Origin of the sequence: Acinetobacter sp. YH12040 (genome assembly GCF_013420005.1) — a bacterium.
Lineage (GTDB): Bacteria > Pseudomonadota > Gammaproteobacteria > Pseudomonadales > Moraxellaceae > Acinetobacter > Acinetobacter amyesii.
Genome location: NZ_VOZB01000016.1, coordinates 18,452 through 33,115, shown reverse-complemented (window position 1 = coordinate 33,115; position 14,664 = coordinate 18,452). Strand labels below are relative to the sequence as shown.

At 39.9% G+C, this 14,664-nt stretch carries 8 protein-coding genes and 1 pseudogene; 1 reads left to right on the top strand and 8 read right to left on the bottom strand.

The window, feature by feature from the left end:
• Positions 1–140: 140 nt before the first annotated feature.
• The 4 genes from FTT99_RS15000 to sbmA all read right to left on the bottom strand — a co-directional run bounded on the left by FTT99_RS15000 (position 141) and on the right by sbmA (position 9,554).
• Entirely contained in the window at positions 141–986 is an 846-nt protein-coding gene (locus tag FTT99_RS15000; RefSeq protein ID WP_180132132.1) for a hypothetical protein, read from the bottom strand.
• Positions 987–1,081: 95 nt separating this feature from the next.
• Entirely contained in the window at positions 1,082–2,053 is a 972-nt protein-coding gene (locus tag FTT99_RS14995; protein ID WP_180132133.1) for a hypothetical protein, read from the bottom strand.
• Positions 2,054–2,303: 250 nt separating this feature from the next.
• The gene (locus FTT99_RS14990; protein WP_257230548.1) at positions 2,304–7,859 is read right to left on the bottom strand and encodes a BapA/Bap/LapF family large adhesin; all 5,556 of its coding nucleotides are present in this window, start codon (positions 7,857–7,859) and stop codon (positions 2,304–2,306) included.
• 498 nt (positions 7,860–8,357) lie between these two features.
• The gene (gene sbmA / locus FTT99_RS14985) at positions 8,358–9,554 is read right to left on the bottom strand and encodes a peptide antibiotic transporter SbmA (protein ID WP_180129813.1); all 1,197 of its coding nucleotides are present in this window, start codon (positions 9,552–9,554) and stop codon (positions 8,358–8,360) included.
• A gap of 459 nt (positions 9,555–10,013) precedes the next feature.
• Between sbmA and FTT99_RS14980 the strand changes: the two genes are divergently transcribed.
• Complete coding sequence (locus FTT99_RS14980) at positions 10,014–10,208, top strand: hypothetical protein (protein ID WP_078193067.1); 195 nt, start codon at positions 10,014–10,016, stop codon at positions 10,206–10,208.
• A gap of 286 nt (positions 10,209–10,494) precedes the next feature.
• Here FTT99_RS14980 and FTT99_RS14975 read toward each other — a convergent pair whose 3' ends face one another.
• The 4 genes and pseudogenes from FTT99_RS14975 to FTT99_RS14960 form a co-directional block, all read right to left on the bottom strand.
• On the bottom strand, positions 10,495–11,547 hold the full coding sequence (locus tag FTT99_RS14975) for an AbrB family transcriptional regulator (protein WP_078193068.1): 1,053 nt from the start codon (positions 11,545–11,547) through the stop codon (positions 10,495–10,497).
• Positions 11,548–11,593: 46 nt separating this feature from the next.
• A pseudogene (locus FTT99_RS14970) lies at positions 11,594–13,093 on the bottom strand (tripartite tricarboxylate transporter permease).
• 13 nt (positions 13,094–13,106) lie between these two features.
• Positions 13,107–13,553, bottom strand: a complete 447-nt coding sequence (locus tag FTT99_RS14965) for a tripartite tricarboxylate transporter TctB family protein (RefSeq protein ID WP_180024036.1) — start codon at positions 13,551–13,553, stop codon at positions 13,107–13,109.
• Positions 13,554–13,607: 54 nt separating this feature from the next.
• The gene (locus FTT99_RS14960) at positions 13,608–14,663 is read right to left on the bottom strand and encodes a tripartite tricarboxylate transporter substrate binding protein (protein ID WP_180129977.1); all 1,056 of its coding nucleotides are present in this window, start codon (positions 14,661–14,663) and stop codon (positions 13,608–13,610) included.
• Position 14,664 lies beyond the last annotated feature (1 nt).

Here is a 14,664-nt window from a genome sequence, read left to right as displayed (position 1 = left end):
AATAAAGCCAAACCTGCTGGTCGTGAAAAACGTAGATGTAATTTTTTAGATAAACCGTAAGCCATAGACCAAACTCCCAAAACTTGAGTCACCTTTGTATCATGAAGTGCTGTATTTGCTGTTTGGTCTATGTAACTCAACTATTCATTTTTACTAGTCTGTGCATAGATGAGAGGATGAATCGTTGGCCTTCTATTCCAATACCAGTAAAAATGTCCGTGGGTATCGAGCAAACTATGGGTGGTCAATGTCGATTTATTGCTATCCCCTCGCCAACATGCAAGTGCTGCATTACGATTATTATGTAGGTCAATAAACTCTGGATTCGAATATTTTGGTTTCGCAGGAATGTATAATGCATCTCCCGGATTGACCCATAAATCTGCCAAGTAAATCTTGCCTAGATTTGGAAAATAGCGTCCCACTGAGATGACCAGAGGCAATTGATCCTGATCGGTCGCGCTAAAAATATGCGGAGAGTCATGATGTTCTAAATCAGTAATGACAAATGGTGTTAAAGTTTTGCCACAATTTAAATTTGATGTTGCATTTTGATACGGCAAATAATGCCCTGCCATCATGCCGTATTCATAATGAATTTCTGACAGTCGTTTTTGATTTGAATGAATCTGAATCGCTTCACCTGCATGGACTAAGGTGATACCAAAAGCTGCTGCGGTTTCTTTGGTTGCCACCAATGGCATAAACTCGAAGTGTTGCCCTTCAAATTCAAGCTCAGTTTGCTCCCCCCAATTGGTAGTTATCGTCGAAATTTCGGAAGGAACCGCGTAGGCATTTCCCATCGTCATTTTCGCATTGGTTGGTGACTCGGTAATTAAATGAATTCCTGCCCCAAGTGATGCTAAATATGTTGGATGCCCACGATCATTCAAAAAGAAGGGTGTTTGCTCGATATTGACTGTAATTTCTGCCAATTCCCGATCAAATAATGGTGCATTAAAATAAGTTTCATTTACTGAACTCATGGTTTTTCCTTATTATTTTTTAAAACTTTGTTTGAGTACATCATTGGATCAGGATAAAGGCTTATTTCCCCAAATGGCTTTTATCCTGTTGAAGTTTATTTCATACGATTCAACATATTTTTTGCCCCTGCATGGTTATAGTTGGTCGCTAAGTTTTGTAAGATGCCTTTTGCTCTTGCATTGGCGTTTGGATAACTTTTGCTATATGCAGGCACTGAGGTTAAGCATTTTGCAACGAGCATACCTGATTCAGCATAGGCTCTATTGGCATTTGCACCATTTAATTTGCCATAGCTATAAGCGCGCTGTGCATTATTACAAGCGGTGACTTGATTTTTTCCGGCATTCAGGTCACGTCGTGCATTCACATATAAGCGCATTTGTATCTGTTGCGATGTTTCTGCAACTGGTTTCACTACAGGTTTTTTTTCAGGCTCTTTGGCTTTGGTTTCTTTTTTAGTCTCTACTTCTTTTTTTGCTTCATCTTTCGCATTGCTTTTTGTTGTCGTTGCTTTTGCTTTGCTTGGTGTGGCTTTTTTAGCTACAGTTTCTTCTTGTTTATTATAGTTTTTGCGACGTTCTTCGGGTCCAATAATTGCTGTATACAAACTCACTAAGCGGGTTTCAGAACGGTCATTCGATTTACGCTCTGAAACGGGTTCAATAGCAACCATCCAACGTTGTCCATCTGCCTGGCTACACTGAAACACACCTGTGCTCTGTTTTATACTGCTATAGGTCGCTAATAATTTACGACTCCATGCATTTTTGACTTGGTTCAAATTGCTTTTATTCAGTTGAATAAATTTGCCATTTTTGGCTTGGCAGTAACTGCTCATATTTTGCTTGGGTATGAGTGATTCTGCTTCCATATTTTTCTTTTGTGGTCCCCAATCATAGACGTATTCTTTCGCCTTTCCATTTGAGCTATTTAGCCCTTTTTGATTGATCACTTCTTGTGGTGAAGCATAATGATTAAATGAATTTGGGTTTAAACTCTGCATGGTTGTACAACCATGTAATGCAAATCCAATACTCCCCACCCATAAAATTGCCTTTAAATTCACAGCAAAAATCTCAAAAAATTCACCTCTAAAAAATAGCGTAATTTAGTATCTTTCACAATTTTATAATCTTGATTTTATTTATTATTTTTATAAATTTAATCACCAAAATTGCATACATTTGAGATCTATACACATGTTGTTCATTTTAATTTGATGAGTTTCACATTTTATTTGGATCTAGTGGTGTTTATGTAGAAAATAAAAAAGAGCCTCCGAGGAGGCTCTTTAATTAAGAGCTTAATTTTATTAATTAATAAATGAGATGATTTCCTTTTATGAGCTCTTCAAGGGTCGATGCTTCATTAATAGTCAATAAATCAACTTTACTATTGTACGTTGTACCAGCACCATCGCGGTCAATAGAAATAGTCGAAACGCCATTGCTAGTTGTAACGCTCACATAACTAGCAATGTTGGCTGCAGTCGCGCCGGAGAGTAATGAACTAATATCAATGACATCACCTTGCGATTTACTGAAATCACTCCAAGTATCGTGGCCATTACCACCCAGAGCATCTGTCGAATTCAATACATTAAATATCAATGTATCTTGACCTGTGCCTAAGGTGAATGTTTCTGCTCCACCCTGCGATACAGCAACATCATCACCAGCCGTCCCACCTGTAGGATTTCCAATAAGTACAGACTCTTTACCAAGAGTAATACTTAGAGTAGAACTTGCACTTGAACCGTCTAGAGTCTCTACTTTATAAGTAAAGACATCCACTTTGCCTAGGTCGCTAACTTTACCATTTGCAAGGTAACTATATGAACCGTCTGCATTGATTGTCAGTGTGCCATAGCTTCCGACAATTGCAGTTCCAGTTCCTACATTATAGCCAGCTGGTTCAGTTGTACCCGCTACAACTCCGAGTTTGAAACTGGAAGAATACAAGGTATCCGCACCAGCACTATCTGTACCTGTAATCACATTACCAGTCACCGCAGCTGCAGTATAAGTTGGCGCTTTCACATCAAGCTGGATGTTATTTACACCAAACTGCGCCGTCAAGGTATTATTAAAGTCATAAAGCGGTACACCATCACTGCCAGAAACTTTTAATGAATACGTCGCATCAGATGTTCCGGTATTGGTGACTTTATAGTAATGAACCGTACCGTTTTGAGTCGCATTACTGCTCCAAGTAGCTAGACTAGTATCTAAAATTGTACCGTTTTGCAACAGCTCAACCGTAGTTGTATAGCTAGTGGTTTGATTATTAGTAATAATCGTACCAAAGTTCTGAGTTACATTCGTTGGTACAACTGTTGTAAACGCAATATATGCCGTTTGCCCCGCAGCGACTGTGAATGTGCCGCTATCATCAGGAATAGATTGTACGCCTAGTGTCGTTTGACCCGTTGTTAAGACAGATCCAGCTGCATCACCGTTTCCATTTACAGCTACATTATATTGGTTAGCGAGTGTTGCTGCTGTCCCATCCACATCTGCGACCAGAACATTTGTAGCTTTCGTTGCCTCTTGTGCTCCAGTTTTTCCAGTCCAATCTAGATTCACTAGAGTCGAATCCAAACGAATATAAATATTTGCTACAGAACTATGTCCATCTCCATCCGCAATTGTATAACTAAATGTATCCACTTTACCTAATGCTGTTCCATCCGCAGTCATTTGATAGCTATATGTACCATCCGAATTAATCGTTAATGTGCCATATTGCCCCTCAATTACTGTAGGTGTTCCAGCAACTACACCTTGGTTGTCAGCACCATGTGTAACTGTGGTTACTTTGACATCAAGACCAACTGGGTTAATCACATCATTATCAAATACATTGCCTGTTACTGGGTCAGTATTGTTAATGGTTGCGATAACTGTGCCATTTGCATCCAAGTTCAATGAACCAAGTACATTCAACGATAATAGTTGCGTTAAAAGATTATTCGTTTCAGAACCATTTGGAGCAAGGACAAAACTATAATTACCAGCCTCGTTTAATGTAACAGCTGCACTGCCACTAGCAGTAAATGTAAGTAAGGCGTTATTTAATGTGTACACATTTTCAAGGACATTATAAACTTCATACTTACCCGCCCCATTGTCTTTTAATATCACGAGATCCATCGTGCCGTTAACACTTCCACCAGCCAGAAGGGCATCAACAAGTGCCCCCAATGCTCCTGCTGTTAGACCTGTTGATCCTGATGCCGTCAACGTAAAATTAAGTGTTTCATTGTTTGCAACTGTAATTTTTGGATTTGTTGAAGTGCTTAAATCAAGACTAATTATACCTCCAAGCACACCTGCATTCGCTAATGTGAAAATACTTCCTTCGATATCAGCTCTGCTCTCTGTTGTGCTTAACTCATAGTTTGTTGAATTTTGATCGTCATCTGCAGTGATATTATGAGTCACCGCTGGAATCACGATATCCGTTAACGCATCAATTCGTGTTTGGAAATCAGCTGCTTCTGCTGGGAAGTCAGCAACAATGCCATCTACCGCTGCTTGCGCTGCATCTTTCGCAGCTTGAGCATCAGCTAAGTCTTGCGTTAATGCATCAACCTCTGCTTGGCTCACAGCATTGTCTGCAATCGCATCTGCTAGCGCTTGATCCGCTGCTGCATACGCTGCTTCAGCTGCTGCAACCAAGTCTTCTACCGCATCAATTGCATCGTTTACACCGTTGTTGTTGCTGTCAGTCACCGCTGGAATCACGATATCCGTTAACGCATCAATTCGATCTTGCAGTGCATCTTTGTCCGTACTGTCTGGCAAGGCATCCACTGCATTTTGTGCTGCATCTTTGGCATCTTGCGCATCTTTTAAGGCATCTTCTAAAGCTACTTTTTCTTCAGGTGTGATTAAGCCATCTGTATTCGCATCAGTAAGTGCATCTTCTGCTGCTTGATCTGCTGCTTCCGCTGCATCAACCAGTTCTGTGGCTAAATCCACTGGATTTTCTGTGCTGTCATCTACGCCGTTTTCATTCGCATCGTTCACTGCTGGAATGGTGATATCTGTCAATGCATCGATACGGTCTTGGAAGCCATCTTTGGCATCTTGTACGGCTGCAGGTGCCGACGGTAAAGCATCGACCGCATCTTGTGCTGCATCTTTGGCATCTTGTGCCGCTTTGAGTGCATCTTCAAGTTCAGCTTTTTCGGTTGGGGTGATTAAGCCGTTTGCATTGGCTTCTTCTAATGCATCTTCTGCTGCTTGATACGCATCTTCTGCGGCTTTTACTGCCGCTTCGGCATCGGCAATTTGTGCATCAACTGCATCATCAATACCATTGCCATCGGTATCAGTGACCGCTGGAATCTCGATATCCGTTAAGGCATCAATTCGATCTTGCAGTGCATCTTTGTCCGTACTGTCTGGCAAGGCATCCACTGCATTTTGTGCTGCATCTTTGGCATCTTGCGCATCTTTTAAGGCATCTTCTAAAGCTACTTTTTCTTCAGGTGTGATTAAGCCATCTGTATTCGCATCAGTAAGTGCATCTTCTGCTGCTTGATAGGCATCTTCTGCTGCTTCAACAAGATCTGTGGCTAAATCAACTGGATTTTCTGTGCTGTCATCAACTCCGTTTTCATTCGCATCATTCACTGCTGGAATGGTGATATCCGTCAACGCATCAATGCGATCTTGGAAGCCATCTTTGGCATCTTGCACGGCTGCAGGTGCCGACGGTAAAGCATCGACCGCATCTTGCGCTGCGTCTTTGGCGTCTTGTGCCGCTTTGAGTGCATCTTCAAGTTCAGCTTTTTCGGTTGGCGTAATTAAGCCGTTTGCATTGGCTTCTTCTAATGCATCTTCTGCTGCTTGATACGCATCTTCTGCGGCTTTTACTGCCGCTTCGGCATCGGCAATTTGTGCATCAACTGCATCATCAATGCCATTACCATCTGCATCGGTCACAGGTGGAATCACGATATCCGTTAAGTTATCGAGACGATCTTGTAAGTCGTCTTTATCTGTTCCTGCTGGTAAGGCATCTACCGCATTTTGTGCAAGTTCTTTGGCATCTTGCGCATTTTTTAAGGCATCTTCTAAAGCAGCTTTTTCTTCAGGTGTGATTAAGCCATCTGCATTCGCATCAGTGAGTGCATCTTCTGCTGCTTGATACGCATCTTCTGCTGCTTCAACCAGATCTGTGGCTAAATCCACTGGATTTTCTGTGCTGTCATCAACTCCGTTTTCATTCGCATCATTCACTGCTGGAATGGTGATATCCGTCAACGCATCAATTCGATCTTGGAAGCCATCTTTGGCATCTTGCACTGCTGCAGGTGCCGATGGTAAGGCATCGACCGCATCTTGCGCTGCGTCTTTGGCGTCTTGTGCCGCTTTGAGGGCTTCTTCAAGTTCAGCTTTTTCGGTTGGCGTAATTAAGCCGTTTGCATTGGCTTCTTCTAATGCATCTTCTGCTGCTTGATACGCATCTTCTGCGGCTTTTACTGCCGCTTCGGCATCGGCAATTTGTGCATCAACTGCATCATCAATGCCATTACCATCTGCATCGGTCACAGGTGGAATCACGATATCCGTTAAGTTATCGAGACGATCTTGTAAGTCGTCTTTATCTGTTCCTGCTGGTAAGGCATCTACCGCATTTTGTGCAAGTTCTTTGGCATCTTGCGCATTTTTTAAGGCATCTTCTAAAGCAGCTTTTTCTTCAGGTGTGATTAAGCCATCTGCATTCGCATCAGTGAGTGCATCTTCTGCTGCTTGATACGCATCTTCTGCTGCTTCAACCAGATCTGTGGCTAAATCCACTGGATTTTCTGTGCTGTCATCAACTCCGTTTTCATTCGCATCATTCACTGCTGGAATGGGGATATCCGTCAACGCATCAATTCGATCTTGGAAGCCATCTTTGGCATCTTGCACTGCTGCAGGTGCCGATGGTAAGGCATCGACCGCATCTTGCGCTGCGTCTTTGGCGTCTTGTGCCGCTTTGAGGGCTTCTTCAAGTTCAGCTTTTTCGGTTGGGGTGATTAAGCCGTTTGCATTGGCTTCTTCTAATGCATCTTCTGCTGCTTGGTACGCATCTTCCGCTGCTTTCACTGCTGCTTCTGCATCGGCAATTTGCGCATCCACCGCATCATCAATGCCATTACCATCTTCATCGGTCACAGGTGGAATCACGATATCCGTTAAGTTATCGAGACGATCTTGTAAGTTGTCTTTTTCAGTACTGTCTTTTAATGCGTCAACAGCTTTCTGAGCAGCATCCTCAGCGGCTTTGGCATCGGCAAGTGCTTGCTCAAGCTTGGTCTTTTCTTCAGGGGTAATTAATCCATCCGCTTGTGCATCGGTCAAAGCATCCTTTGCGGCTTTATTTGCATCTTCTGCTGCTTTTACCGCTTTTTCTGCCGCATCGAGTGCTTGATTTGAGTTGCCCGAACCCGATGAACTATCTGAATCATTATTTGCCCAAGCTAAAATGCCTCCAGCAGTAACTAAAGGAACTAACCACGTCCATAAACCAACTGTTGAATCTGAATAGAGTAATGGATTAATTTCATCGATCGGATTATAGTTAATTTCAAATAATCCAGCTTCATTTGGATTTGTTTCTAATAGATATAATTTATCATCTTCTTCTAGTACAACATTGTTTTCATTTGGATTATCTGTAAAGTAATTCTCAATTATTAGTTGCTGTCCGTCTTTCATTTTTATAATTAAAGTATTTCCACTTCTCTCCATACTTAAAACATTTTCTTTTGAAGTATGTATAACAACAACAGAAGCCTCCTTTAATAAAATATTACTCGTTTGTATGTTTTCTAAAACAGAATGATGTTCTTTTGATACAACTTGGACTTGTAACATGACAATTACCCTCTGGTTTATTTATATATTTATGATTTAAAATTTTTTTTAACCACAAGCTTTATCTTATTAATCAAAAGGCATGTGAATGGACATATAACAGTTCAGCAAAGTTAAAAAAAATATTAAAGTTTTTTTCTTTATCGCATTGTTAAGATGCTTCATGCCAAACAGAAAGAATGAATTTGCACACAAACACACACAAATATTCAAAATATGTGATTTTGTTTGCATTTCAAATGTAAAAAAAAGCAAATAAAATGTGATAAAATTCAACAAAAATGTAATTTTTATAAATTAATCATCGATATGGATACAATATACATACGTAAAATTACCAAAATTACATAATAAGTATTTTTATTTACATTTTTTTATAAAATCATGAAATAAGATCTAACCTCTTTAATTTATTGATTTTATTTATTTGTAATTCTCATTAATTAAAACCATAAAAAAAACCTGTAATTAATTACAGGTCATTTTTAAGATTAAAAATTAATTATTAATTGTTTTTTCAAATGCTTTTAAACGTTTGTAAATAGAAATCAGTTCAATAATGGTTGTCCACGAGGAAATCAGGTATTGGAAAGAATCACGTACACGCCCAAAGACATTTAAAATTTGCATTAATATACCGAGCGTGATTGTTCCCGCTGCAATACTTGGAAACAATACAAAGAACCCATAAATATTATCAAGCTGCATATACCAAATACGAACTAGGTTGAAATAAGCATAGTGAAAATACAGTCTAAAATAATTAAATCGGACTTTACCAAATAATTCTTTTAATGTGAGAGGGTCTGCTCGATCTGCATGATCTTCACCATAAACTAATTCTTTACGATATGCTGCTTCGACTTTTTGATTATTAAACTCCAAACCCGGTAGTTTATAACCCACAAGCATTAAAATAACCGTCCCTAATACTGCCCAAAGGACTGCCGCCCAAACTAATGCATAGGTGATTTCCCCCACGACAGGTAATTTCTTTACATGTGTTGACAAAGTTAACAGCACAGGGAGAAATGCAATTAATGTCATCACCGATTCAACCAAGCTAACCCCAAGTCCTTCTGTGGTTCTCGCAAAACGCATCGTATCTTCTTGAATACGCTGTGAGGCACCTTCGATGGTTCTCAGTTTTTCCCAATGTGCAGTATAAAAGTCATTCATTGCGGTACGCCAACGAAAAATATAATGACTGACGAAAAACAGGTTCAATACCGCCAGTGTGACATACACCATGGCCACATAGAGAAAAGTCAGCGTCTCTGAATATAGCGTCGCCACTTCGCCCCCACCACCTGAAAGCATCTTCTGGATCAGATCATAGAATGGGTTATACCAAGCATTGATTACGACATTACATTCCACACTAAACCAAACATTAAACAGGATAAATGCGGTTCCCCACACAGACCATCGTTGCCAAGGATTATCTGATTTAATCTTCCAAAAGGCTGCAAAGAGTGCCGTTGCTACAAAAAACCAAGCATAGAACCATAAAAATTTGGGGCTCCAAAATCGGCTAATACCAATAGGCAGCTCTGCTTGATGATAATTTGCAGGTAAACCAAACATCGTACCCCAACTATTGCCACCGCTATACCACAAGACAATATTGATCACGAACCATATAAGGAATGATCCAAAAAACCATTTTGGATTTGGAAAAAAAGATTTAAACATTGGTCCTACATTTCCCTGAATCTTTGTTTTTAGATTGAGTTGCTGATGATAAGTTTTATTTCATTAATTTTCTTGTTCAGATTGAAGATTTAACGCTGTTTAATCTGAAATTTAACAATCAAATACAAGACGACACATCATTCGGTTAGCTTAAGGATGAAAACTGAAGTTCACCTTAAATTCATTATTGATCATGCCCTTTTGATGATCTGGTCATTGTTTGTGGAACAAAAAACACACCTTAGGACATATAATTAGAGTTAAAAAGTTTGTCATATTTTAAAATTATTTTTGATATCAATAGACTAAAAAACCTTAATTTATTTAACCATTATTTAAACTTAAGTTATGGAAAATTCTAAAATATTTTCTGCGATGTAGCTCACGTCATTTACAAAACCTGTTTCTTCACCAATAATATGCTAAGTTCAATTAACAACCTATGCTTGGGGAAGTAAAATGGAAAGTGCAATTGTTGAATTACTCAAACCAATTACATTAAATAAAGAAAATTGCAGTCCTTTGGTTTTTGAAACTGGTACCGTTCTGAAAGTGATTATGCAAACGCCAGAAGGTCTGTTGGTAAGCAATGATGATAAATTTAACTTTATGATTTCATTCAAAGATAAGAATGATGTTTGGCGCGAAATTTAATTTTGACGTTAAATCTTTAAATCTTAGAATTTTGCATAATAATGAAATTTAAAATTTACTGATCTAAAACGGCATTAAAATAATAAGGGACTGACGAGAGCAGTCCTGAATCAAATTGATCTCACTTACTCATCTTCACTTTCAAACCATCATTTAAAACCGTTTTCTCAACTATCTTTCATTAATCTCATATTTTTCTAACTTCTACTCCGCTGTATTTAAATGCCAAGCTATAGAAAGTATTCTATTTAATTCATCCGAATCAAAGATTGAATTGAGTGGACGATTAAGGCTTATCTGTTGTTTTAAAAAATATTTTTTTGCTCAATTGATAGAAATAATTGGTGGTCAATATCACAAAAATCAGCCGTGATAGTTGAAACGCAACCACGATAGGCACAGCTAATCCAAGGGCTTTTGCCATTAAAGACATTTCTGCAATGCCGCCGGGAGATAAGCCTAAAACTAAAATCTTCCCATTAGCATGACTGATATACACCAAGAACAATGCAAACAGGATGGATAATCCTAATGCCAACAAATTTAAAATGGTCGTGATGGCGATGAATTTTTTATGGCTTTTTAAAAAGCCAAAAGGAAACTTTGTGCCTAATGACCAACCTATACATATTTGTCCAAAGGCCGTAAACCACGTCGGGAATTTTAATTCCAATGCTCCGAAAAATGAAAGAAATCCCACCATAACTAATGGTCCGAGAACCCACGCATTTAATACATTGAATTTTTGAAATATTTTCGCTATCAAACAGGCCAAAGCAAATAAAAGAAGAATTTGGACAATTCCAAAGTGATCAATGATGTGTGGGTCTAGACTCACCCAATGAATATCAAATAATGCTGCTAAAACGATTGGTACAAGCACCACAAGTGCCACAATTCTTAAACTATGTGCAGCAACGACTTTATCTACTTGCGCATGGTGATGTTCTGCGATATTCACCATTTCACTGGCACTGCCGATTGCAGAAGAAAACCACGCCGTTGCCCAATCTAAACCATTGATACGATATTGTAATCCTGCGATAAGTGTTCCCAAAATCAATGACCATAAGATGCCGAGTACGATAAATATCCAATAGGCAGAAATAGCATGGACTAGCGCTGGGGTAAAATATAGTCCCAAAACCATACCAATAATGACTTGTCCCACTTTACGCCAATGCGGTGAACATGTGAGTGGTTGGCCTATACAACCAAACAATAAAGCCGCGAGTAATGGCCCGAGCAACCACGGTAAAGGGAGATGAAGTAAATTTGCGATGAGCGCACCGATCAGTGCGCATACCAATCCTTTGGCATTTAATTTTATTATTTCCATATGATCTAACAGCAATGGTCAGACTCGCTGACCATTGCTTCTCCATTTAAGCTTTTTGCTTCTTAATGAATAGATATTTACGGACGATTGGCAAGATCAACAACAGTGCTGACATGACCCATAGTCCCATACTGATGTTACTGCTCCACAGAATACTGAGCTCACCTTGAGAAATGGAGAGTGCACGTCGTAGATTTGACTCCATCAATTCACCCAGTACAAAACCAAGAATCAGAGGTGCCAATGGAAAATCAAATTTTCGAAGGATATATCCAACAATACCGAGCCCCATACAAAGCACAAGATCGAAAACAGTGCTATGAATTGCAAATACCCCAACAAAGCTGACGGTTGCAATAATAGGAATCAAAATATAACTTGGAATCGAAAGTAAACGCGCAAAGAAGCCTACTAAGGGTAAGTTCAATACCAATAAGATAATATTTCCCACCATTAAGGATGCAATCAATGCCCAAACCAAAACTGGTTGCTCCGTAAATAACTGCGGACCTGGAGTAATGTTATACATGGTCAAAGCCCCCATCATGACCGCAGTTGTTCCAGAACCCGGCACACCTAAAGTCAACATTGGGACAAAAGAACCACATGCTGCTGCATTATTAGCACTTTCTGGCGCGGCCAAACCACGTAGATCACCTTTACCAAATTTACTACTGTCACCCGCCATTTTCCGTTCAGTGGTATACGCCATGGCACTCGCCACACTGGCACCCGCACCCGGTAAAATCCCTGAGAAAAACCCAATCAAGGATCCACGAATCATGGTGGCTAAAGCACTCAGAAACTCTTTGACATTAAATAATGAGCGTTTTCCTTGTTCTAAAACCACTTTGCCCATCGTGGTCCGTTCAAGCAGCAGTAAAATTTCACTGATACTAAATAAACCAATCACCACAGTTGTAAAGGCAATGCCGTCACTTAAACCCACACTATCAAATGTAAAACGATAAACACCAGTAATCGCATCCATACCCACGGTCGAAATTGCCAGACCGATCAGCGCCATGATTAACGTTTTAAATGGTTGCGTACTCACTAAACCGGTCAAGCACACAATTGCAAAAACCATCAAGGCAAAGTATTCCGCTGGTCCAAAGGAAACCGCCCATCGTGCCAAAATCGGAGCAAATAAAACAATCCCAATAAAGGCAATCGTACTACCTATAAATGAGCTAACAGATGAAAGGGATAAAGCAATACCTGCCTTACCTTACTGAGCCAAAGGATAACCATCTAAAGTGGTCATAATTGCACCCGCATCGCCCGGTACATTCAGCAAAATTGCAGAAATTCGTCCACCATATTCACAACCGAGATAGACTGCTGCCAATAAAATTAAAGCACTATCAACGGGTAATCCTAAGGCGTAAGCAAATGGTAATAAGATGGCAACACCATTGATTGGACCCAATCCCGGCAACAGTCCGACAATCGTTCCAATAAATGCACCAATAAAAGCAATGAGTAAATTTTGTGGTTGTAAGACAACTTCAAAACCTGTCATTAAGAAATTAAATATGTCCATGTCGTTGTCATCCCTAACCCAAGAAGCCTAGTGGCAATGGCACATCCAAAACACGGTCAAACAGATAGTAGGTACTCATACTCAGCACCAAACCCGTAATAACAACTGGTACTGTTTTCCCGTTAAAAAGTTTCCCAACCGCGATGGTCATCAGTAGCGTTGCTGCGATAAATCCCAACCATTCGAAGCAAAGCGCATACAGTGACAATGCCAATGTACATAGAACAAGTTTGCCGATTAAATGCTTAGTCCAACCTAGTTCAACAGGTTCAAACATCATGGCTGGGCGCACAGTCAAATAAATGGCACTCACTGTAATTAAACCCATCAGTAAAATTGGAAAGGCTTTCGGTCCTACAGGGTCGTAGGAAATAGGCGCTTCAAAATTGCATGCGTAAATTAATAAGAAAAAACCGCAGACCGCAATGATGGCCGTAAGAATCCGTTCAGATTTCATCATCTATCCTCGAAAACAAAAAACTGAGTTGAAAAGGCATTCAACTCAGCGTATTTGTTATTTTGATAATTTATATTCTTCTGATAATTGACGCATTTCAGCCGTTTGCTTATAGACATAAGCACTAATTTCTTCACCTGTTAATTCAAATGGCAACAGATCCTGATTTTCTCGAACGGCATCAAATTTTTGATTGGTCATCATTTTATCAAAGGCATTTTTCCACCATGCATATGCCTCATCACTGACCTTTGGCCCCATGTAGAAACCACGAATCACAGGCCATTCCAAGTCATAACCTTGTTCCTTCGCGGTTAATAAGTTAGAAAATTTACCCGCTAAACGTTTATCTGAAAACACTGCTAGAACGCGGATATTGCCCGCTTCGAAATGCGAGCCAATTTCACTCACATTCCCCACGCCCACTTGAATATGTTGACCTAACAAGGCTGTTAATACTTCGCCACCGCCTTCGAGAGCTACAAAACTCATGTTGGCAGGATTTACCCCAGCCTTTTTAGCCAAAATTGCCGTTTGCATCCAATCTTGACCACCCACACTGCCAGCACCACCAAAACTGATCCCTTTTGGATTTTCTTTTAGCGCCTTCATCAGATCATCCAGTGTTTTTAATGGCGAATCCTTATGCACTGCCACTAAACCGTAATCAACAGCTACACCCGAAAGCCACTTCACATCTTTCTCGGTAAAATTACCAAACTTACCTTGAGCCAAATTCAGTAAAGAACCAGTTGAAAATGCGATGACCGCATTGTTATTTGCTGGATCATTATTCACGATTTTATTGTAAGCAACGGCCCCTACACCGCCTGGCATATACGTCACACGCATGGGGTCTTTTAATACTTCTGTTTCTTTAAAGCCGGATTGGATCAGCTTACAGGTCATATCAAAACCACCACCCGGCTTTGCAGGTGCAATACATTCTGCACGTTTTGGATGACCAGGATCTTTTGAGGCATTGCCTGTGCCGCAGCCAACGACTGCAATACTGGTGCAAGCGACGGCTAACCATTTTAATTTCTTCATTGTTAAAATATCCTTATAACGTTGTAGTCCATTTAAAAATTCAATTTTCTTACCTATAGCCATC